The organism is Paenibacillus sp. cl141a (assembly GCF_900109305.1).
Lineage (GTDB): Bacteria > Bacillota > Bacilli > Paenibacillales > Paenibacillaceae > Paenibacillus_AQ > Paenibacillus_AQ lautus_A.
The window spans coordinates 88324-110808 of the sequence record NZ_FNZO01000015.1 but is presented as its reverse complement, the minus strand read 5'-3'; the positions used below and the strand labels follow the sequence as shown (position 1 = coordinate 110808).

22 protein-coding genes and 2 pseudogenes are annotated in these 22485 nt (G+C 47.8%); 18 read left to right on the top strand and 6 right to left on the bottom strand.

Going from position 1 to position 22485, the window contains the following annotated elements; all coding sequences use genetic code 11:
- The first annotated feature begins 7 nt into the window (after window positions 1–7).
- The 11 genes and pseudogenes from opp4C (at window position 8) to BMX45_RS28215 (ending at window position 9537) form a co-directional block, all read left to right on the top strand.
- Window positions 8–892 (top strand): oligopeptide ABC transporter permease, encoded by an 885-nt coding sequence (opp4C, locus tag BMX45_RS28270; protein WP_254778333.1) that lies wholly within the window; start codon window positions 8–10, stop codon window positions 890–892.
- Window positions 893–899: 7 nt separating this feature from the next.
- Window positions 900–1883, top strand: a complete 984-nt coding sequence (locus BMX45_RS28265) for an ABC transporter ATP-binding protein (RefSeq protein ID WP_090913809.1) — start codon at window positions 900–902, stop codon at window positions 1881–1883.
- Complete coding sequence (locus BMX45_RS28260; RefSeq protein ID WP_090913807.1) at window positions 1876–2841, top strand: ABC transporter ATP-binding protein; 966 nt, start codon at window positions 1876–1878, stop codon at window positions 2839–2841. The genes BMX45_RS28265 and BMX45_RS28260 overlap by 8 nt, the downstream gene beginning before the upstream one ends.
- 155 nt (window positions 2842–2996) lie before the next feature.
- Window positions 2997–3965, top strand: coding sequence for an ArsR/SmtB family transcription factor (locus BMX45_RS28255; protein ID WP_090913805.1), 969 nt, complete (start codon window positions 2997–2999; stop codon window positions 3963–3965).
- 93 nt (window positions 3966–4058) lie between these two features.
- Entirely contained in the window at window positions 4059–4610 is a 552-nt protein-coding gene (locus BMX45_RS28250) for an OsmC family protein (protein ID WP_090913803.1), read from the top strand.
- 6 nt (window positions 4611–4616) lie between these two features.
- Entirely contained in the window at window positions 4617–6185 is a 1569-nt protein-coding gene (locus BMX45_RS28240; protein WP_254778325.1) for an iron chelate uptake ABC transporter family permease subunit, read from the top strand.
- Window positions 6186–6326: 141 nt separating this feature from the next.
- A pseudogene (locus BMX45_RS32030) lies at window positions 6327–6548 on the top strand (hypothetical protein).
- Window positions 6549–6550: 2 nt separating this feature from the next.
- Window positions 6551–6898 (top strand): DUF1048 domain-containing protein, encoded by a 348-nt coding sequence (locus tag BMX45_RS28230; RefSeq protein WP_090913802.1) that lies wholly within the window; start codon window positions 6551–6553, stop codon window positions 6896–6898.
- A gap of 9 nt (window positions 6899–6907) precedes the next feature.
- On the top strand, window positions 6908–7252 hold the full coding sequence (locus BMX45_RS28225; RefSeq protein ID WP_090913800.1) for a DUF1048 domain-containing protein: 345 nt from the start codon (window positions 6908–6910) through the stop codon (window positions 7250–7252).
- Window positions 7253–7529: 277 nt separating this feature from the next.
- Window positions 7530–8423 (top strand): helix-turn-helix domain-containing protein, encoded by an 894-nt coding sequence (locus BMX45_RS28220; RefSeq protein WP_090913798.1) that lies wholly within the window; start codon window positions 7530–7532, stop codon window positions 8421–8423.
- Window positions 8424–8526: 103 nt separating this feature from the next.
- Window positions 8527–9537, top strand: a complete 1011-nt coding sequence (locus tag BMX45_RS28215; RefSeq protein WP_090913796.1) for a phytanoyl-CoA dioxygenase family protein — start codon at window positions 8527–8529, stop codon at window positions 9535–9537.
- Window positions 9538–9753: 216 nt separating this feature from the next.
- On the opposite strand, the gene BMX45_RS28210 is transcribed toward BMX45_RS28215, so the two are convergent.
- The gene (locus BMX45_RS28210) at window positions 9754–10515 is read right to left on the bottom strand and encodes a helix-turn-helix domain-containing protein (protein WP_090913882.1); all 762 of its coding nucleotides are present in this window, start codon (window positions 10513–10515) and stop codon (window positions 9754–9756) included.
- Window positions 10516–10681: 166 nt separating this feature from the next.
- On the opposite strand from BMX45_RS28210, the gene BMX45_RS28205 reads away from it, so the two are divergent.
- Window positions 10682–12451: a glycoside hydrolase family 2 protein gene (locus tag BMX45_RS28205; RefSeq protein WP_090913794.1), complete on the top strand. Its 1770-nt coding sequence runs from the start codon at window positions 10682–10684 to the stop codon at window positions 12449–12451.
- Between the two features lie 288 nt (window positions 12452–12739).
- Here the strand turns inward: BMX45_RS28205 and BMX45_RS28200 are convergent, their stop codons facing one another.
- Entirely contained in the window at window positions 12740–13075 is a 336-nt protein-coding gene (locus BMX45_RS28200) for a sulfite exporter TauE/SafE family protein (RefSeq protein ID WP_090913792.1), read from the bottom strand.
- A gap of 260 nt (window positions 13076–13335) precedes the next feature.
- Here BMX45_RS28200 and BMX45_RS28195 point away from each other — a divergent pair.
- From BMX45_RS28195 to BMX45_RS28180, 4 genes and pseudogenes are all read left to right on the top strand, one after another.
- A pseudogene (locus BMX45_RS28195) lies at window positions 13336–13662 on the top strand (YkvA family protein); the annotation flags it as partial.
- 381 nt (window positions 13663–14043) lie between these two features.
- Window positions 14044–14970 (top strand): DUF2268 domain-containing putative Zn-dependent protease, encoded by a 927-nt coding sequence (locus tag BMX45_RS28190; RefSeq protein ID WP_090913790.1) that lies wholly within the window; start codon window positions 14044–14046, stop codon window positions 14968–14970.
- A 173-nt stretch (window positions 14971–15143) separates the two neighbouring features.
- Complete coding sequence (locus BMX45_RS28185; protein ID WP_090913788.1) at window positions 15144–15488, top strand: transposase; 345 nt, start codon at window positions 15144–15146, stop codon at window positions 15486–15488.
- Window positions 15489–15521: 33 nt separating this feature from the next.
- Window positions 15522–16319: an IS3 family transposase gene (locus BMX45_RS28180; protein ID WP_139212504.1), complete on the top strand. Its 798-nt coding sequence runs from the start codon at window positions 15522–15524 to the stop codon at window positions 16317–16319.
- Window positions 16320–16494: 175 nt separating this feature from the next.
- On the opposite strand, the gene BMX45_RS28175 is transcribed toward BMX45_RS28180, so the two are convergent.
- Together BMX45_RS28175 and BMX45_RS28170 are read right to left on the bottom strand one after the other, a co-directional pair.
- A complete protein-coding gene (locus tag BMX45_RS28175; protein ID WP_090913784.1) occupies window positions 16495–17328 on the bottom strand; it encodes an ABC transporter permease in 834 nt (277 codons plus the stop codon).
- Window positions 17329–17330: 2 nt separating this feature from the next.
- Window positions 17331–18287 carry an ABC transporter ATP-binding protein gene (locus BMX45_RS28170; protein ID WP_175495227.1) on the bottom strand — a complete coding sequence of 319 codons (957 nt, stop codon included), beginning with the start codon at window positions 18285–18287 and terminating at the stop codon, window positions 17331–17333.
- A gap of 388 nt (window positions 18288–18675) precedes the next feature.
- Here BMX45_RS28170 and BMX45_RS28165 point away from each other — a divergent pair, with 388 nt between their 5' ends.
- Window positions 18676–18948 (top strand): hypothetical protein, encoded by a 273-nt coding sequence (locus tag BMX45_RS28165; protein WP_254778324.1) that lies wholly within the window; start codon window positions 18676–18678, stop codon window positions 18946–18948.
- Window positions 18949–19079: 131 nt separating this feature from the next.
- Here the strand turns inward: BMX45_RS28165 and BMX45_RS28160 are convergent, their stop codons facing one another.
- Window positions 19080–20096, bottom strand: coding sequence for a phosphotransferase (locus tag BMX45_RS28160; protein ID WP_090913779.1), 1017 nt, complete (start codon window positions 20094–20096; stop codon window positions 19080–19082).
- Between the two features lie 646 nt (window positions 20097–20742).
- Between BMX45_RS28160 and rarD the strand changes: the two genes are divergently transcribed.
- Window positions 20743–21621 carry an EamA family transporter RarD gene (gene rarD, locus BMX45_RS28155; RefSeq protein WP_090913777.1) on the top strand — a complete coding sequence of 293 codons (879 nt, stop codon included), beginning with the start codon at window positions 20743–20745 and terminating at the stop codon, window positions 21619–21621.
- A 174-nt stretch (window positions 21622–21795) separates the two neighbouring features.
- Here the strand turns inward: rarD and BMX45_RS28150 are convergent, their stop codons facing one another.
- Window positions 21796–22329 carry a hypothetical protein gene (locus BMX45_RS28150; protein ID WP_254778323.1) on the bottom strand — a complete coding sequence of 178 codons (534 nt, stop codon included), beginning with the start codon at window positions 22327–22329 and terminating at the stop codon, window positions 21796–21798.
- Window positions 22330–22485: the final 156 nt, after the last annotated feature.

Sequence of the window (22485 nt, the reverse complement as noted above, 5' to 3'; positions counted from 1 at the left end):
CCGAAGAATGGATGTTCCAGACTCCCTGTGGAAGCAATCCACTCGGCAACTTAGGAAAAATAAGATGGCCGTAGCCGGCCTCGCCTTTATCGTGTTGATGTTTGTCGCATGCTTTATCGGTCCGTTGTTCTCGCCGTATTCGGATGGCAAAATCAATCCTGCCATGATGCACAAGCCCCCAAGCGGCAAGCATTGGCTTGGAACGGACCTGCTCGGCCGCGACGTGCTGACCCGACTCTTGCAAGCAGGCCGAATATCGCTCACGGTCGGTCTTGCTTCCATGGCGCTGTCTATGACGATCGGGACGGTTCTCGGGGTCATTTCGGGGTATTATCGCGGTGTAGTCGATCAGTTGATCATGCGAACCGCCGATTTGCTCTTCACGATTCCGGGTCTTCCCATTCTCTTTATCATGGGTGCGCTGATGTCGGATTGGAAGGTTCCGACCGACTATCGTCTGTATCTGGTCATGCTCATGCTCAGCATCATCGGATGGCCTGGCGTGGCTCGGCTCGTCCGCAGCCAAATGCTGACTTTGCGGGAACGAGAATATATGCTGGCTGCAGACGTGCTTGGTCTCAGCGATAAACGGAAGCTGTTTCGCCATTTGCTGCCTAATGTCTTCCCGCTTCTGATTGTCATCGCCACGCTTAGCATCGGTGGAGCGATACTGTCGGAATCGGTGCTCAGTTTCTTCGGGCTTGGGGTCATGCCTCCGACGCCCACTTGGGGAAATATGATCGATGCGGCCAACAATGTCATCGATTTTGAGAAACGGCCCTGGCTGTGGATTCCGCCAGGCTTGGCCATTTTTTTGACGGTCATTGCCATTAATATTTTCGGCGACGGTTTGCGGGACGTTCTCGATCCTAAACAGAATACAAGCAGGTGAACGGATGATGAATTCATTAATGGAGATCAATCACTTAAGCACTCATTTCGAATCCGGAGCCGGAACGGTCAAAGCAGTGGATGATATCAGCTTCCGTATCCGCGAAGGCGAAACGGTATGCGTCGTGGGCGAATCCGGCTGCGGCAAGAGTATTACGGCCATGTCGATCATGGGACTGGTCGAAGGGCCGCACGGGAAAGTGGTGAACGGCAGGATCCAATTTGGGGACAAGGATCTTCTGAAGATTAGCAAAGAAGAGATGCGACGAATCCGGGGCAACGACATCTCGATCATATTCCAGGAACCGATGTCTTCCCTGAACCCGGTCATTACGATCGGCAAGCAAATCATGGAGCCGCTCATGCTCCATCGGCGAATGAACAAGAAACAAGCCTATGCCCGGGCGCTCGAATTGATCGAGCTGGTCGGCATATCCCGAGGGGAACAAATCGCGGCTTCCTATCCCCATCAATTGTCGGGAGGCATGCTGCAGCGGATCATGATTGCAATTGCGATCTCGTGCGGCCCCAAGCTGTTAATCGCCGACGAACCGACGACCGCACTGGACGTTACCATTCAGGCGCAGGTGCTGGAAACGCTTAGGGAAAGCAAGGAGCAATCCAATATGTCAATCCTGTTGATCACGCATGATCTTGGCGTAGTGGCCGAGATGGCGGATTATGTCATCGTCATGTACGCGGGGAAAATCGTCGAGGAAGGAGACGTCGAGGAGATCTTCGACCATCCGAAACACCCGTACACGAAGGGATTGCTGAAATCGAAGCCGATCATCGGCCAGCGCTCGGAACAGTTATACTCCATCCCCGGTCAGGTTCCCAATCCGCTTGAATTGACGGAATCCTGCCATTTTCATGATCGCTGTGAGAGCTGCATGGCCGTCTGCCGAACCCGGCAGCCGTCATTAAGAGAAGTGGAGCCCGGTCACAGGACGGCCTGTTGGTTGTATGAAGAGGAGGCGCGGCATGAGTGAAGCATTGCTGGAAGTACGACATTTAAAAAAATATTTTCCCATTACCGCAGGGCTGCTTAACCGTACCGTCGGTCACGTCAAAGCGGTTGATGATATCAGCTTGAGCATACGGGCCGGAGAAACTTTCGGCCTGGTCGGCGAATCCGGCAGCGGCAAAAGCACGGTCGGGCGCACGATTCTTCGGCTTCATGAGAAAACCAGCGGGGACATCCTTTATAAAGGAATCCCGTTTCACGAGCTTCCCAAAGCGGAGATGCGCAAACTTAGACCTAAAATGCAGCTTATCTTTCAGGACCCCTACAGCTCGCTGAACCCGCGAATCCGCATCGGAGACGCCATCGGCGAAGCGCTGCTTGAGCATGGTTTGGCCGAAAAAGACGAGGTTCGCAATCAAGTATTGGATGTGCTGGAGGCTTGCGGCTTGTCTGCCTATCACTACAATCGGTTCCCGCACGAGTTTTCGGGCGGCCAGCGGCAGCGGATCGGCATTGCCCGCGCTCTGGTGCTGAATCCCGATTTTATTATCGCCGATGAGCCGGTATCCGCGCTGGATGTATCCATCCAGGCACAGATCATCAATTTGTTTCAAAGGCTTCAGCATCACCGCGGATTAACCTATTTGTTCATTTCGCATGATTTAAGCGTCGTGGAGCATTTGTGCAATCGCATCGGGGTGATGTACCTCGGGTCCATGATGGAAATGGCTTCGCGAGACGAATTGTTCAGCCGTCCGCTGCATCCTTATACGCAAGCATTGCTATCGGCGATCCCTGTTCCGGTACCAAGGCTGAAGCGGGAGAGAATCGTGCTTAAAGGGGATATTCCAAGTCCGGCCCATCCTCCTGCCGGCTGCAAGTTCCATACGCGCTGCCCATATGCCTTGGCGCAGTGCAAGGAGGTCGTGCCCGAGTTCCGAAACGTGGGGAACGATCATTACGTGGCTTGTCATCTCGTTTGAAGCGGCACGCCATTCTCGGATCATTTTATAACACTTTGGGGGATATGCCTGGGGGCTGTGTCGTCCGATGCCAAATGTTGTACAATATGAACGAGAAGGTTGCTGTATTTACAGCGCCAGTCAGTCCTAACAGGTTAAAGAAGGAGTGCAACTTGTTGTCCTATCAATTGGAATTATCGTTCAGTCCCGTCAACGAACTGATCAACAGCCTCCATACGTTTCTTTGCAAAAGCTGGCACAAACGGATTGATCTTGGTCCTGCCTGGACTCAGAATGTACATGCATCCTTGTCTCCAGAATTCGCCGATCAACTGGAACAGACCGGAATCGATTTGGAATGGAAGCTGCTTCATCTTCTGGCCTATGTGTCCCCGAACAAGAATAGCGTCGAAGATTTTCTATCCTGGCTGCATCAACTCACGTTGGGCGAACTTTATGCCGTGCTGTCGCCGTATGTCCAGACGTTTCCCGAAGATTTCGGCGCGGTACGAAATCGGCAGCATCGGATGCTGTATGAATGGAATGAAGTCTATTTTAAGCATATCGACCCTGGGATCGTCACGGCTTTGCGTGCCGAAGCAGAAGAGAAGACGGGATGGGGTGGATTTGAGGCTTACGAGAAGGCGGCAGCCTTGACGAACGGGTTTTGTTTCGAGCCGGTGAACGGGCTGGAGAAGCTGGTTCTGGTTCCGCATTACCATTTTCAGCCCGGCAATATCTTTTATTCGTACGGAAGCCTGACCCTCTGCCATTATGCCTCCAGGATCGAGCTGCATTCCGAGGAAGAGGACGAGCCGTCGCTTCATTTATACCGGCTGCTCCGCAGCCTGAGCGAGAAGAGTCGTTTGCGAATCCTGCACTTTTTGCGCAGCGAACCGCGCACTTTTATCGAAGTGGTTCGTCATCTCGGCATATCCAAAGGCATAACGCATGACCATATTTTCAATTTGCGCTGCGCAGGGCTGCTCAACGTTCATGTCGTCGGGGAGACGGTATCGACCTATAGTTTAAGAGTGGAACGAATTCAACAAATCGAACAGGGGCTCTTCGATTATTTGGGAATGAACCCTAGCCTATTATCCAATCCCGTTAATGAAATAGTAGAACCGAGCAACGAGTGTTGACCGAATCGTCGGAGACACAGCTTTATGCAGAGATACTGCTTAGCTGTGTCTTTTTTCGTTAAAATCATCAAAATTTTAAAGGAGCGAGATACGATGACTACATTAAATGAATATTTAGCGCAAAAGAAAGCGGCGGCGGCGGCCCTGCGTTCTCAAGCGGAGCAAGACCCCAAGCCGAATACTTATTCGGCCAAGGTACAGGCGAAAGGCCGCAGCGGCGTTCGTGAAATACGCATACGCGACTTCCAAATCATCAGCGACAGTCCCGAGAATTATGCCGGCTATAGCCTCGGTCCTTCATCACCAGAAATTCAGCTTGGCGTATTAGGCAGCTGCCTGACTCATATTACGTTGATTCAGGCGGCGGAACGGGGCGTATCGCTGGAATCCCTTGAAGTCGAAGTCACGGGTCAATTGCACCCGCTTGCCGGCAAACCGGGATACGAGGATATTCCTATCTATCCGCATAATATCGAATATAACATTTACATCGTCTCCGAAGAATCCGCTGAAACCATCGCCGATCTTCATAAAGCGGTTGAACGCGTATGTCCGATTTACAACCTGTTGAAATATCCACAATCGATCTCCGGTGGAGTGGTGCATCGCTCGCCTGCCGGACAGCCAGAAGGTTCTTCCCTCTAGAAATGAATGAAATTCCGCCTAACCGGCAGCGTATATGAAGCTACTTGGAACCAGGTGCTAACGCTAATGCCGTGGACGGTGCTCTGCGGCGGGATCGCCTGGTTGAATGCTCGCCATTTGAACATTCACACGCTTGGGGAAGGGATCGCAACCGGCATCAGCGCGGATGTACAGCGACAACGCCTATGGCTGCTTCTCATTGCCGTGGGACTTGCCGGATCATCGGTCGCTCTGGTCGGAGCCGTGAGGTTTATCGGCCTGATTGGGCCGCAAATAGCTAAAAGGATAAGCCGCCACGATGCGATTCGTGGCGGCTTATTCGTGCGTATAACAGAGTTCAACTCACAGTATAATTCTATGATATGGTATTTTGCCTACGAATCAAATCCGGACAAGAAACCGTTCGAGTCGGTTAAGGAGGATCGTATGAACATTACCGGTATACAATCTGACTGGAAAGTGGAAAAAATCGAATTCGCCATGTTAACGGGTGAACGAGCCAGAAGCGCGGGCGCCAATGGCAGAATCGGCGTTCATGGCAAAAGCTGCACGGTGGATATCGCCAGAATTACGATCGATGGGCAAACAGGTTACGGTAGCTCGATTCATATGACACCGGAATGGGCTGAAGACATAATAGGCCGCCATTTGCTTGATTTATTCGATGACCGGGGCAGACTGCGGGAAGCGTATCGATTGCAATTGGAATATCCTGTGCTCGATTGGTTAGGACAGAGACAAGGCAAACCAGTGTATGACATAGTGTCCGGTGCCCACTTGGAAAGGGAAGCTCCATTGATTGTCCCCTGCTACGATACCTCTCTATACTTCGACGATTTGCATTTGCCGGATGAGAAGACCGCGGTGGCACTGATGCAAGAAGAAGCGATGCAAGGTTACGCGAAGGGCCAACGTCATTTTAAGATTAAGGTTGGCCGAGGCGGACGCCATATGCCGCTCTGGGAAGGGACGAAACGAGATATCGCGATCGTGCGCGGGATCTCGGAAGTGGCAGGACCTGCGGGCAAGATCATGATCGATGCGAATAATGCTTATAATTTGAACTTAACCAAAGAGGTCTTGGCGGCTTTATCGGATGTGAATCTGTATTGGCTGGAAGAAGCGTTTCATGAGGATGAAGCCTTGTACGAGGACCTGAAGGAATGGCTCCTGCAACGTGGACAGAATGTGCTTATCGCGGATGGGGAAGGACTTGCCTCACCTCATCTTATTGAGTGGGCCGCTCGCGGTCGCGTTGATGTACTGCAGTACGATATCATCTTGCCTGGTTTCACGCATTGGATGGAATTAGGCGAGAAGTTGGATGCCCATGGTTTGCGGTCTGCGCCTCATTGTTACGGCAATGCTTATGGTATTTACGCATCGGGACATTTGTCAGCCGCGGTTCGAAACTTCGAATTTGTCGAGTATGACGACATCACGATTGAAGGAATGGATGTATCAGGCTATCGAATCGAAAACGGAGAGATTCATATTCCGGCCACGCCGGGTTTCGGCATCGTCTTCGACGATGAACTTGTAACTTACCTTATAAACCGATCCGGCTGGTCCTGAGATCAGTTGGCCAGGATTGCTGAACATGTAAAATCCGTGTCAGAGGAAATGCAATTGACAAACCAACTACTACGTGTTACTTTATAGAAGTAGTAAGTAACACTTCATACCAGTGCTACAGAATAGCCAGGGGTAATTGTGCTGGAAAACCTAACGGAATTGCTCAAAGGGATGCTTGAAGGTGTATCCTTGGACTTATAGGCCGTATAGAAACCTACGGCTACGAAATCACGCGGCGACTGAACTTCCTCAGTTTCACAGTGTTGTGGAGGGAACGATGAACGTGGAGCACGAGGAGCTGAAAAGTTTTGGGGAAAATGGGAATTCGAATCATCAACAATTAACGAGTTAAAGGAGAATTAATCATGAATTTTTGGGAAAAAATCACCGGCAGCGACATGACTAAAGAATTTAAAACTTTTGAATCACGAGCCAAAAAGCTGCCGGCTGATTATCAAGCTGCATGGAAAGAAATGAATGCAAATCTTTGGCCGCACTCCGATTTCACCGGTCGGAACCTCATGCCAATTCTTGACGGCGTGCTTGGCCTGCTCGAAGAATCGGCGGCGGAAGGACATAATGTGCAAGAGGTTTTGGGTGACGATATCAATGGTTTCTGTTCAGCGCTGGCTGGCGAAGAAGGAGCAAAGTCTTATCGGGACAAGTGGCGCGAGCAGCTCAACAATAACATCGCTAAAAAATTAGGTAAATAGGAGGATAAAATGAGAATACAAGATATCATCGAAGGCAAAAAAGAGTGGAGAGCGCACGTGGCTCGCGCCAAAGCACTCCCGCAAGATTATCAGATCGTTTATAAAGAGATTCAAAAATATCTCTTTAAGGTCGGCCCTGTCGAACTAACCGACGGGACGGGTTTGCTCTCAGGGATTATCGATCTTTTTGAAGAGGGAGCGGCCGTGGGAAAAGGTGTGCTCGAAGTAACGGGCCGTGACGTAGCGGCTTTCTGCGACGATCTGATCAAAGATTCAAAAACTTACGCTGATATCTATCAAGAATCTGTTGACCATAGCAAGGCCATAAAAAAGATTACGGATAAAACAAAGTAAAAGTGGGATCCAGCCTGGACAAATCCAGTACATCGTGGACCAAACGCGATAACCGCAAGACTTCATCGAGAACTCCGATTTTCCACAAGGAATACGCCATGTTTGATCCGTCAGAATTCGGGAAGCCCGTCATGAACGATGTTAGGGAGCAGACCATTGCTGCCTTCATTTTTAGCTTACCTGAAAATCTAATATTAGATAGAGGAGAAACGGAACTTATACCTTGTGCCCTGCGTCATATTATTTAGAACAAACGGAAGGAATGGGAGGTTATACGTTGTCGCTAACGCTGCCCGCACTTCATGTCATGGGGGATATCACCGTTAACAAGGGATCCGTTCTGGGGGAGCGAACGATTGATGATTTCGAATTGGTATTCTTTCCGACGGGCTCCCGAACCGTTTATGAAAACGGGCGGGGCGAATTTCTGCTGGATCGGCCCGGCATTGTATTTACCTGTCCTGGAGAGCCGCATAGGTACCGATTTGATCCGCTCGTTCCCACCAGGCATCTATATGTCCACTTCGAGTATGCAGCGTTCCGGGAAACCTTCTGCGGACAGTACGATAGCCGAGGGGAATGCCAGGACTGGTCGGTGATTGCCGGGGGAAGTCTTGTTCCCTCATTGTTGAAACAAATGCTCAAAATCGTGCATGTAAAACCCCGCGGCTGGCAGAGAAGAGGAGCCATTTTGCTACTGAGCGTTCTGGAGGAATGGCAAGCGATCGATGAGGACGATTCGCGCTCATCCACGAAACTGCCTGCCCCGATTATCAAGGCATTGGATTATATGGAACAACATCTTCATCACCAGATCACCATTGAAGAGATTGCCGGCAGTTCCGGCTGGACTCATGAGCACTTTACCCGAATGTTTGTCCGCTGGATCGGAATCCCTCCCCAGAAGGCTTTGCTGGAACGCCGCCTACGGAGAGCAGAACAGCTATTAATCCAAGCAGAGCGAACGATCAAACAAATCGCTTACGATGTCGGGTTTGCCGATGAGCACTATTTCTCCCGAATGTTCAAACGGACACGTGGTGTTACCGCCGTGGAGTTCCGCGATCGTTTTGCGGATCCGTTATTTCGTCATTTGGCCATGACTGAAGAGGAGGAGTCCGCTTATCCTTTGAACCGGCATTTTATCGCTCTGAATCAGGAGCGGACATGATAACGGATATCAAATCAGTCCACCGTTTTCCATGTCCTCTCCATTGAGAACGCTTTCGGAATCCTTCACACTTAAAGTAATCAATTCATGTGGAGGGATCAGCATGGGGCAGACTTATGTACCTAAGGCCAAACTAAGAGAAGGCCGTTTTTACGTAACGGTAGAGCAATACAAGCACTATCACAGAGATGGTTTTCTTATTGTTGAAGGACTGTTGGATCCGAAAGAAATAGAACAATACGCTGCGTGGGCAGAGAGACTGCGGATTGAAAATGAGGGGAAACGTGAAAAGGCATCTAGAGAAGATAATGACCCTCTCAAATCGGAGTTTGCGGAGAAAACAAGGGTTCATATGATCTCCCGGGTCCATCCGGAAGGAGAGCAGCTGATGCTTCATCCCCGGATTTTGGATGTGCTTGAGGCGCTTATCGGGCCCGATGTCTATGCTCTGCAATCGATGATGTTCTTTAACCCGCCTGGAAAAGGGGGGCAAGGTTGGCATCAGGATGCTTATTACATCAAGACCCATCCCGACACATTAATCGGAGCCTGGATTGCCCTGGAGGATGCCGATGAAGAGAATGGGTGTTTGTGGGTCGTTCCCGGTTCCAATCACGAACCGATCTACCCACCGCCAGGGGATAATGGAGGCAGTGTTCATGCTAAAGAAGCATTCACCGATCTCCATTCCGTGGAGAATGTCAGTCACCTCGACGATGAGGTCAACACGTTATCCAAAGTGGTGTCCAATTATCCGGCCCCCATTCCAGTGCGAATGAAGCCTGGAGATGTGCTGTTCTTTGATTCCCATTTATTCCATCGTTCATATCGGAACCGAACGAAGGACCGTTATCGCCGCTCCTATGTGTGCCATTATTGTAACGCTCGGTCGTTCGTTCCGTGGGACCATGACGGTTATGAAGGCGAAAGCGGGAATTACCGCCAGATTTTGGCCCGCGGCCGGACGCATCTTGCCTATGCGGAACCGATATTTGATACCCCGGTAGATATTACGCAGCACGATGAGATACCCGAATCATCCAGCGTGACGTTGATGGGCATGGATGACGGCATGATGCTGCCGGTCGTACAGGTGAAAAAAGAACAGGACTAGAGGTGAAAATTGCATAAGAGGAAGAGTCCCTGAGTTCAATGATTGAACGGAGGGACTCATTATTTTGCAAACAGAAACGGACTAGTGTTCGACAATACGCTAGTCCGTTTCTGCCTGCATCGAGTCACAAAACGCGTTGATTATTTGCCTCGAAAACACCGTACACTACGCGAGGGTGGATTACTTTTCTGACAGTAATGAGAAGTGAAAAAAGAATTATTGCCTACCATCAGCCCTTCCTCTATATTCACTCGGAGTTAGTCCTACGTATTTTTTGAATTGCCGCATAAAATGTACATCGTTCTCATAACCGCATATTCCAGAAATATGGCTGATCACATACGATGTGTTCTTCAGTAAATAGGAGGCGTATCCTAGTCTGTTAAGGATGATATCGTTGATTACCGATATGCCAAAGATTTGTTTGTATATATGCTGGAAATAAGACCGACTCATATTCATCTTGTCCGCCAAAAACTCGACAGTATACCAAGTCGAAGGAGAACTGAAAACTTCATTTCTCAGGTTCAGGAACTGATCGTAGTATTTACTAATCTGATGGTGTGGCTCCAAATGATTTCGAATATCGCTAAGCTTCATGAACAGGCAGCAAATGGTATAATCGATGATCTCATTTCGGAAGGTTCCGTTCTGCAGATTCTCCCAATGAATGTCATTCACCTTTCTGGAAATATAGAAGGGGTCGTATGCTTTGATTAAGGTATCTAGAGGGAGATTCAGCCGATCAAAAAAAGCATCTGCGTCCTCCATATCAAAGTGAAACCAGTCATGGACCAGAGGTTGTTCAGCATGCTGGTAGAAATACGGGCTGTTTTTGTTAAAAATAATAAAGGTATTAGGTTCAACCAATACAGCCTGCGAATGAATCTTAAGCTCCATTTTGCTCCGGAAGAATAAAAAGACATAATCTCCGGAGCCGTCCGGGCGGTCAACAGTAAAACCTTCCGGATGGATCACGTTATATCCGCATCGGTTTAGATGTATCAATGATTTCCACTCCTATAAAGGATATTAGATCAGTCATTGGATAGGATAAATCATTTTCTTTCTCTATACAAGATAGTAATCTGTGATAGGAAATACAGATTATACTTCAGTCATTAGAGAGAGGATAGGTGCTAAGATGCCCACAGCAGCTACGAAATTTTATATAAAAAACTATCCGAGACCCCAATTTGTACGGAGCCAGTGGCTGGATCTGAACGGAGCGTGGGATTTCTGTTTCGATGATGAGAAAGCTGGCGTTGCAGAACGCTTTATGGACCATTTTCCGGCAGCACAAAAAATAAACGTTCCCTTTACCTATGAAACCCAGGCGAGCGGGATTGGAGAGGAGACATTCCATGCGCAGATTTGGTATCGCAGAAAACTGACACTTTCGCCAGAGGCGGAAGGGAAACAAACGATCCTGCATTTCGAAGGCGTGGATTATAAAGCCACCTGTTGGGTGAACGGAGGTTTTGCGGGGGAGCATGAAGGGGCGTACGCTCGGTTTTCTTTTGATATTACTGACCTCCTCAAGCAAGACGCCGAAATTGAAATTGTGCTGAAAGTGGAAGACAGCGATAGCTGTCTGCAGCCTCGGGGCAAGCAGCGCTGGGCCGGACGGAATCATGATTCTTTTTATGTGCAGACGACAGGCATTTGGAAAAGCGTCTGGCTCGAACATGTCCATGACACCCGCTTGGATACAGTAAAAATGACACCGGACATTGACCGCCAAATGATTCGGTTCGACTTCCGGTTTAACGGGACGAAAAACAATAAAAATCTCCGGCTGGAGACAGAAATTACATTTAAGGGTGAAACGGTAAGAAAGCTGAGCCTTTCGGTGGACAGAGCCTGGCTGACGGCGGAAACAAGCATGATGAGCGGCATCAACGGGCCATGGCTGCAGAACATGTGGTCTCCGGGCAATCCCAATCTGTTTGATGTGGAGTTTGTGCTGTATGAAGGAGAACGGGAGACCGACCGGGTGGGCTCATATTTCGGCATGCGCAAAATCTCGATCCGAGACGGACAAATTCTTCTGAACAACATTCCCCTTTACCAACGATTGATTCTGGATCAGGGATACTGGAACGAAAGTCATCTGACGCCTCCGTCCGAAGAAGCGCTGATCGAAGATATCGAGGCAATCGCCGAAATGGGCTACAACGGTTTGCGCAAGCATATGAAAATTGAGGACGCTCGTTTCCTATACTGGTGTGATGTCAAAGGTTTGTTGGTCTGGTCCGAAATGGCGGCTGCTTTTGAATATAACGATGAGGCCGTGGAACGTTTTACCAAGGAATGGATTGAGGTTGTGCAGCAGCAGTATAATCATCCCTGCATTATTACCTGGGTGCCATTTAACGAATCCTGGGGCATTCAGAATATTATCCATGACGACCGGCAGCAAAAATTTACGGAAGGTATTTATTATTTGACCAAATCTATTGATCCTTACCGCCCAGTCATCACTAATGATGGATGGGAGCACACCGTTTCTGATATTTTGACTCTTCATGATTATGTGGAGCGGGGGGAAGATTTGTACGAAACCTACAAGGATAAAGACTCGATTACGGGTAGCAGCGGTACGTACAACGAGTGGAAATTTGCGTTCGCCCAAGGCTACAGTTATAAAGACCAACCGATTATCATCAGCGAGTTTGGCGGGATTGCTTTCAAGAGCGAGCATGGCTGGGGTTACGGCAATCAGGTGGATAATGAGGAAGCTTTCCTGGAGCGATTCGGCAGCATAACCGGAGCGATTAAAGCAATTCCGTTTATCTCCGGTTACTGTTATACGCAGATTACGGACGTGCAGCATGAGGTTAACGGTCTGCTCACAGAAGACCGAAAACCGAAAGTGGCGCTGGAAAAGATCCGGGAGATTAATTTGGGGTAGAGAAGCAAGGAAGAAAAAAGAGAACTTAAAGGATAAAGGAAAGACAAGGCTAAAGATATTGTAGGGTAATTGATATGGTTTATCAATTACCCATGTAGCTTACAATGGAAACTCTGAGCACCTTGCGCCAGGAGCCAGGCAAGACTCAATTTGGCGGGAGTGCAGCCTGTTTGATAAGCTATTTTCTCGATCATGAGAGACGATCTCAACATTCTTGGCGAGTTGGGTTTTATATATTATTCAATGATCATCGTAACGACCACTATGATGAGTACAAATTGATATACTCTATAAAACAGAATATCCGGAATTTTCTGAGCACATCTTCTCCCCAATGGTACGCCTATTCGTCCTCCAATCGAAAATCCGATCAATGCAGGTAAATAGATGAATCCGATGGTCAAAATTGATATTTCCTTTCTTCGCATGATTATAAGTGGAGTTGGCTGAATTTATAACCATGACTGCAAGCGATGTTCCCACTGCGGTATGCATTACATATTCTGCAGGTACGACAGAGGGCAGAAAAACATACAGGATAGGAACGACGACGAAACCTCCGCCAAGACCGAAAAGACTGGAAAGTACGCCAATAAAAACACCGATCACAGTAAACCAAACCATCGTCCCGTTCCCCTTACAACTGATTTTTGATTACAGCTCAATGATAGGGGAGACGATTATATAAATAAAATTAATATTAGTAATATATTATATAAATAAGAGTAATGGATATTCCGAACAAGGATACAGATTTTCCTCAGGTCATTTTCCTAAACAACAATTGGGGTGCAGTTCAGCTGCCGTTTTCTGAACTAAAGAACACCCTTTGTTCTGTTAACGAGCGGCGCCAGAGGACATAGCAAATGATTTTGGAGGTCTTTATGAGAGAAGCGAAGGTTCTAACAAAAGCAAAGGATAAGGCAAGAGAAATTAAACGAAATGTTTTTGTTTTGTTCCTGGCCTATAAAGATCCAAGAGTACCGTGGTACGCAAAGTTGTTTGCGGTGTTAGTGGTTGCCTATGCTTTCAGTCCGATCGATTTGATACCGGATTTCATTCCCGTTTTAGGTTATCTTGATGATTTGATCATCGTGCCTTTAGGAATTACGATCGCTCTTAAAATGATTCCACAATCGGTGATTGAACAATGTAGAGCTAAAGCGGAGGAGATCAGAAAGCAGGGAAAACCGAAAAACTGGGTGACTGGAGAAGCAATTAGAGGAATCTGTACATGGAGAATTGGTTTTATTGGACGCGGGACATTATTTATATCGTTCTCATCCAAAAGAAATCTCGGACAAAATAATGACGTTTACGGACGGGATAAAATAATTAGAATCCTTCATGTGGTTCGATTGCGTTACCAAAAATAAACTGGAACGAGTTGAATGAAGAGGAGCAGACTGCGCCAGCAGCTGCTCCCTTTTCAAATGAAGAAACGGGCAGGAAGAGGTAATAAATGAATATATCTATAATCGGCATATCCTCGTTGTCTTCTATTCAAATATGATGTTTATGTATTACGGTTAGAAATCGATCGTAGCCCGTACATAAGTCTCTCTATGAATACATAACTAGGAGTGAAAGAAATGAACATAAGAACATTGCGTTCAGACCATATTTATCAAAAAGTTGCCCAAGCTTCGCCCGAGGAAAAGCTTGAATTATTCAGAAATGAAATGATGGCTCCCTTTATGAAACAATGGCATATTCAACAGATCCCTTTTCGAGCGGAAGAGGCTAACGGTTTTGATGTAATTACGTTTAATAGCATAATGCATCGATCTCCTGATCAGATTACCCCGCAGGTATCACATGAGGTAGAGTTGATTTCTTCAGATTCTTTTTGGTTAGAGTGTGAGCATGCCGTAAGGAAAAGCCTCCAACTATTTATGGAACATGAAATAAACCTCCCTGTTTCTGAATATTTGTTTACTATTCAACTTGGGAATCCGGAAAGCCGTGCCTTAACCATAAACGAAGGTTATAGCGGTTTTGGGGGCATTCCCGGGTATATCTGGGGTACAATCTTGCCAAATGCCTACACGATTCCTCGAATGAAGGCTGCGCTCGCGCACGAATGCAACCATAATGTGCGATATCAATTTATTCAGTGGGATCACACCGTTCATTTGGGCGAGCTCATTGTAAGTGAAGGATTAGCCGAAAATTACGCTACGTTCATGTTTGGAGAAGAATTGCTCGGCCCTTGGGTAACGAAAACAGACGCAGAAACACTGAACAGGCGCATAAAGCCAGTGCTTAAAGAGCAATTGCATTTAACGGGTTTTGATAATATTGCTCCGTATCTTTATGGTGACGAGATCGCCAAACTACATAACTCTAAACCGGTCAACATGCCATATAGTGCCGGATACGCGTGCGGATATTATCTAATCCAATATTATTTAAGGAAAACAGGTAGAACGATTTTCGAGGCCACCATAACGCCTGCTTCTGAAATATTAGACGAAGTAAAAGAATTTTGGAATGAAGACACGGTGATTAGCTGTTAAGATCACGTCCAAATAACAGATACCATTTGGAACTTACATTGCTCACGTTTATGAAATTTCGGGCAGAGGAACTGCGACATGCTCCCATTAAAAGCCGCTATTTTGAACTTATCCCCTTTAAGTAGTCAGTGTGTAAAAAGCGCATTAAAGTCTACTTGGAGGGGATTTTTTTCATGGGCGAAATACGAAAGACATATGACATCGAATTCAAGCGCAAGGCTGTTGCGATGTTCCTGGAGGAAGGTCTTGGCTACAAGACGGTAGCCAAGACCTTGGGCATCGATGATAGGATGGTTCAAAGATGGGTAGCTCACAACGAGCGGGAAGGAATTGAGGGGCTCAAGGAAAAAAGAGGCACCTCGACGGGTTCGAAGAACGGGAGACCGAAGAAGGCCAAAACCTTGGAGGAAGAAGTCCTGCGGCTGAGAGCGGAAAATGCCTTGCTAAAAAAGCTATGGGAACTGCAAAGGGGGCAAGAGCAAAGCGACGTCAAACCTACCAAGCCATCGAAACGCTAACCAGCAACTACCCCGTGGCCTTGTCTATGTGAACTGGCAGGTATCGCTCGAAGTAGTTACTACAAATGGGCAGCCAGAAAGAATAATCCAACGCCCAAACAGATCGAAGAGCAGGCTCTGAAAGAGAAAATTCTAGAGTGCCATACCCAGTTAAAGGGCATTTACGGATACCCACGGGTTCGTGTCTGGCTAAAGAAAACCTTTGGTTTGAACGTCAACCACAAGCGTGTGTACCGACTGATGAAAGAACTGGGGATTCGTGCGCGCATTAGGCGGAGGAAGCCATACTTCGGCCGATGGGAAGCAGGGATTACCTCAACCCATGTGCTAAATCGGGATTTCAACGCCACGGCACCTAATACGAAATGGGTCACCGATGTGACCTATCTGCCAATCGGCTCTCGCTTTCTGTACCTGTCGGTTATTTTTGACCTGTACAACAACGAGGTGGTTGCCTTTCGGATCGGACGCCACAACAATTTAAAGCTTGTGCTGGAGACCGTACAAGCAGCTGTACATCAACGCAAAGTAACCAACCTACTGCTCCATAGCGACCAAGGCTTCCAGTATACCCACAAAGAGTACCATGCCTTTTTGAAGCGTAAGAAAATGAAAGTGAGTATGTCGCGTAAGGGAAACTGTTGGGATAACGCCTGTATCGAGAGCTTCTTTGGACACCTGAAGTCGGAATGTTTTCGACTCGCCACGTTCTCGACCGAGGAAGAGCTTATTATGGCAATTGAACAATATATCCATTTTTACAACCACGAACGTTTTCAACAAAAACTAAGCAACCTTAGTCCGGTTGAGTACCGAACTAAGGTTGCTTAAGGCTGCTTTTTAAGGCTGTCTACTTGACAGGGTTAAGTTCATTTTAGCGGCTTTTTTGCTTTGACAGTACAAGTTGGTGTCCAGAGTCGCCGGTAAAGGCGACTTTGTTCTGCTTGTGATTATCTATTTTCGTTGAGGTTGTTAGTCAACGACCGTTTACAAGGAGAACTTTTCTTTACTTCTCAACACGCCAATCAACTTTTTTCAAGATCAATATGATGGAGATCAGCGAGAATAACAAGAGAACAAGCGTGTTCCAGGCGACAGAGCCGGACCAGCCCGATATCAATACCTCCCGCATGGCCTCGGCGGCGTAAGTGGTTGGGAAGATATAAGAGAACCATTGCAAGATCTTGGGCAATTGATCCATATCCACCATGACAGGCGTCAAAAACGAGATGAACATCATCAACGCCTGGACCAGCATGTTGGTCAATTGATGGCTAGGTGACCAGAAGCCGATCAGTACACCCGCACCAACCACGCTAAAGACGGTGAGCAGCAATACAGGGACAAGTCCCCAGCTGTAGTGGAATTGAATGCCATAAGCAAGTTGACCAATCAAGGCCAGGATAATAAAAGACGGTACGCTCATAATCAATCCACGCAGCAAATTGGCGAAGATGAAGTTTACCTTGGCTATCGGCAGAGACGAATAGTACGTGAAATGGCCTTGATGCTTCTGCCAAGATATCTCCTGAGCCATGGAATTGAGTCCCATGACAATTAAGCCGAAAAGCATGTTCCCCGTAATAATACGTGTCATGACAGCCGGCGTGGGGTCAACCGTAAAGAATTTGAGAAACAACAGCGTTGTTAACGGGAACATGCATGCCATGATGAAAATCCAAACCCATGCCTCACGAATGATTGTAAATTGAATGCGGGCTAAGATCAGCCATTCTGTGATTCTGCGCTGGATTATGCTCTGCTGCTCGTGCCCTTGGAGAAAGACCGCTTCCTGCAGTTGCAAGTCATGGCTTTGCATGGATGGTTTTATCTTTTCCATGTTCAGACCACCTCCGCTTTGGCAGGTTTATCCTGATCGTCATCAATATGAAAATAGACATCTTCAAGATTCGGAGGGACCAACGAATATTCTTCAATTGGTAATTGCTGCTCAGTCAGGCAGTCGATCGCGTAGCTGGCGTTTTGCTTCTCAATCAGTGTCCGGATTCGGTTTTCTCCCGTTTTCGTCCACTGTCCCAGAGCGCTTAAGCTTCGGCAAACATTATCGCTCTCGCCAAAGGAAGTCGTAATTTCCAGCTTCATCCGCTGATCGACCCTTTGTTTTAAGACACCGACATGATCGATGGCCAATAGCTTGCCGTGGTTTACGACAGCAACTCTATCCACGACCTGTTCGGCCTCCAGCACGTTGTGCGTTACCAAGATTACGGTTACTCCTTGGCGATTGCGTTCCTGAATCAGATCCCATACGAGCCTTCTCTTTTTAGGATCTAGTTCATTGGTCGGTTCATCCAGGATCATGACGGGGGAAAAACCGATCAAGCAAGTACCGATCCCGATTAAACGCTTTTGTCCGCCGGAAACGTTTTTCAACAGCTTATGACGGAGGTCTAGCATACCAAAGCGTTCCAACAATTCTTCTGTTTGCTTTAAGGCGGATTCCTTCGTCAACCCACGCAATCTTCCTGTAAAATACAAAGCTTCCCACGTTCTTAAACTGGTCAGGGCGTGAGGCTCTTGTGAGTAGTAGGCGACCTCCTGGGCAACTCGCTTTGTTTGTGTCTGCACACTGGTTCCTTTATAGCGTACCGAACCTGAGGTGGGAGCAAGGTGGCCTACCATCTGTTTGATTAGCGTAGATTTCCCCGCTCCATTCGGACCGAGCAAACCGAGAATTTCCCCTTGTTGAACGTCGAAGCTTATGTTTTGATTGGCGACAACCTTTCCTTTTTTGTATGTTTTATTCACATGCTCTAATTGATAAATCAGCTTCATCATGCTTGCCCCTTTCAGTTTGAACTAGGTTTTTGCTGTTGCGTGTTTAAATGGAAAAGAGAGTATGTATTCATTGGCTGTTTAACGGTACATCAACAGGCGTTAATATAACGATAACTTATTACGAAGAGAAGAAGTGAGGGACGGCAGAATGGTTTTCGTCTCCGTCTTAGGACGGAGACGGCATGCCGAGGTCCAGTGCTTCTCCATGACCCATGCGCCTCAAAATCTCGACTAGGGATGTTCGGTTTGCTGTCCGATGTGCTGAAAGAGTGGATAACGAGGCTTTTCCGGCGCGTGTGCTGCTGCCCGGAGGGACGGTAGATGCAATGCGGAAAAACTGGCCCAGGACGATTTTGGCAACTTATATTTCAAACACAGCAGCGAGCTGATGAAGTATAGCGATCCGAATCTGGTCGTGCAGCTAGACAAAGCACAGCTTGAGGCTGACTCGCTCCAGCTTCACCCGGGAGATGAAGTCGGTTATTCCTACAAAGTATTCCTTGAAAAAGGAAGAACGACTAAGGAGTTATCCGGCGCAGTCTTTGAGTATTTGGGCAGCCGTCCGGATCAAGCGGAGATCGAACTGAAAGGAAAGATTATCGCCAATAAAATCAAAGTGAAAGAACCGGCCCTTTTAAACCTGTATGATATAGCAATATGAGATGATCACTTGGCCGATTAGATGATTATCTCGTCATCACGAGCTAGCTGCCGGCAACGATCGAATGGGAGTTATGAAAGAAACTCCGAAAACCCACTACATTCAAGGGTTTTCGGAGTTCTTTTTTAGAGTCAACCCAGTACAGGGGTGGTCTTCATTTCATAGATTTTTTGGAGCGTACGGACATGCTTCGTCTTTTCGTCACCGTCCTCTGTGTGGAGATACCACTCCACAAGCCTGTATCCGAAGCTGAGAAGGATCAGCTCGTAGACGCAATGATTGGCGATAGGGGGGACATCCGCATATTCCGAAAAGCCTTGGTAATACGCGGGGACACATCGCTGGTAGTTTTCGACCATGTGATCGATATCCGCTTCATCCGCAATCAGGCTTGCGAGGTCCTCGCCCAGGTAGCCCCATCCGGATGTATCCCAGTCAATGAGTGCGATTTTTCCATCGGCATAGATCAGGTTGGTCACCCAGAAGTCCCGGTGGCAAAGCACGAGGGGCAATTTTTCGATGCGGTCGAGAATCTCGTCTGCATGTTCATCGATGTCAATGAGCATTTGCCGAACGTGCTGCGGGAATTCGCAGTTCTCCGAGCGTATATAATCGTAGACGACCGGCCAAGACCGGTAATGGAGATACGTATTCTTCATGAGATCCGCATGGCTCAGGTTGGTCAGGCTTTGCAGCACAGCGGGCTGCTCCGCATACAACTTGCCTTGATAGCGCCCTAACTCCAGCGCGGCCTGTTCATACATGTCATCGGTCAAATCTAATCCGGTTACGCCATCGATATATTCCAGCCACAGCTGGAATTCATTTTCTTCGGCATTGATCTCGGCGTGATAACATGTCGGCCAGCGGAAGGCATCCGAGAACGTCGCTCCCAAGTCAGACGCATAAAGATCATATTCCCTGCGCCATGAACCCGGATCGCTGTAACGCTCCCATTTCTGCTGGATTTTGAGCACGATACGGTACGGCAATTTTACGCCATCCGCGGTATTGGCAATCCCCGTTACCAGGTACACATTTCCCACGGTTCCGCCCTGTAACGGCTTGGTTTGGCAGTCGGCCGAGATGATATCCTTCTTGAACTGTCGGCTCAAGGCATTGATCAGCGTTTCGAAATGAATATTCATATTTTCCATCCTCCGTTTTTTTTTCGTTTGTTTGCTCCACATGGCGTTCGTTTTGTTTTGTGCTCTCTTGTCGATGAGGTAGCTGGTTTTATCCTGGACATACTTGTTCTCATGCTGCTGGGCCACGTCATGCTCCCACCGTTCACGCGGCAATGAACCGTTGCCGGGCAATAAGCCGCCTTGCATTGCTTCTATTTGTGTGTAGCCATAAGTTTTTAAATCCATCATGTTTTTTTTGTTAGCTCCTTTAATGTTGTTTTTGGACGCAAAAATGCCACGGACAAGCAGCCTCAAAAAGAAGCTGCTGTCGCGCGGCATCAGAACGCAAAAAAGATACGACCTTCATCGTATCTCGCAAACAGCAATATTCACGAAAGGTTACTTTGAATGGCACACCAAATAATACGGGCGTTGCCCCGCTTTATTCCCGTATGCCTGCTATTCAGTTTTAAGACCAAACCACCATATAAGTAGTCGCCATTAAAACACATCTCCCTTCGTGATAGGAACTTGCTTATCGCTAAGCTGTCTATAAAATAACCTATTTTGGAAAAATAATCAATGACACGAATTATGTTCTTTACTTAAGAGAGGATCGAGGCGTATAATCCGTTAAGACATCGGAGCTAGAAGAGGAGAAATCATAATGAACAATGGGTTGGTTAACGCTATTATCGCGTATATCATGTGGGGGGTTCTCCCGCTTTATTGGAAGTTGTTTGACAATGTGCCGGCAGGCGAAATTCTGTCGCATCGGGTTGTCTGGTCGTTCGTCTTCATGGGTATTCTCGTTGCCGTCCAGCGACGCTGGGGTGACATGAAGCGGGTTGCGGCTAGCCGATCGCTCCTGCTGTCGCTTGCCGCCAGCGGACTGCTGATCGCCGCGAATTGGCTCATCTTCATCTGGGCGGTCAACAACGGCCATGTTGTCGAGACGAGTCTCGGCTATTATTTGAATCCGTTGCTGAACGTACTGTTAGCGGTCGTCTTCCTTCGTGAAAAGCCTAACCGCGGCCAATGGCTCGGGATTGCCATTGCTGGCGCGGCGGTGCTCATCATCGCCATCGACTACGGGCGGTTCCCGTGGGTCGCGATCTCGTTGGCCGTGTCGTTTGGCTTGTACGGCCTCGCGAAGAAAAAGATCGTGCAGGACGCTTCTGTAGGCTTGTTGTCGGAGACGGCTGTAATCCTGCCCGTCGCCCTCGGTTACTGGATCTATTTGGCCGCCGTGGGCAAGACGACGGCATGGACGCTGCCTGCGCCGGTGTTCGTCGAGCTGCTTCTTTCCGGCGTGGTAACGGCGCTGCCGCTGCTCTTCTTTGCGCGGGCGGCCGCCCGAATGGCGCTATCCACGCTCGGCTTCGTACAATACATCGGGCCGACGATCATGCTGTTACTGAGCGTATTCGTGTTCAAGGAATCGGTCTCGCCGGTTCTGCTTATCGGCTTCGCGCTTATCTGGACAGCGCTCGTTGTATACGCTGTGGCATCGGTTCGCAGCACGAAACTCGCGAAGGCGAGCTGACGCTAAGGGCGCCGAGGTACAGACATAAACGGCCATTTCCGTCCGATAGGGGCGGAGATGGCCGTTTTCCGTTACATATTCCGTTTCTCTGAAGTTGCTGACGTCAACGCCGATGACAATGACAACGTCAAGGATTCGAGAGATGGTGGGAAGAGATAACAGTTATATCAAACGTTAACGACGAAGGGTTTTGGCAATGAATCCAACGATGAATCCCCAAATGGCATTTATAGCGAAGACACTTACGAGTGCAAACGGGTTAGTTAATGGACCTTGTAATTTTCCATCAAGAAGTGGAGAGACTAAGCCGCTGAGGATGACGGCATATAAGGCATAACTCATACCCGCAAAAATAAGAATGACCATCGGAAAAGCGGGTTTCTTAATTAAAACGATAACGAGCCAAGCTAAGGAAATAAGAATCGTCATGAGCATGCTGCCAAATTGTTGTCCGATCAGATCCATGATCCCCGTCATTTTCATTATGGGTCTCACTAAAGCTAATGCGCCAAGTCCAAGAATAAACAACAAATTTTCTTTCACGATACCGATCGTTTTCATTATTAACAATTCCTTTCTGGTGTGTTTGAACGATGTGAGGACCAAAATTCTTGATTTTCTTGAAAGCGGATGGGTCGGCCTAATGTTCGTTTTCTGAATTTCTAATTCGTAGCGTTCTTGATTACCGTTATAAAATAACAAATTCATGTTGTGAACTTATGACAATGCATTGCGTTTTACGTGAAATTTACGATGAGCCGCCCTCAGGAAGAGGAGGTGATTTGGAGTAGAAGCAATTAACACACGGAGAACCATACGAAGGTCAGCCATTAAGGGGATATTAGTAGAATTAAAAAAAGACAA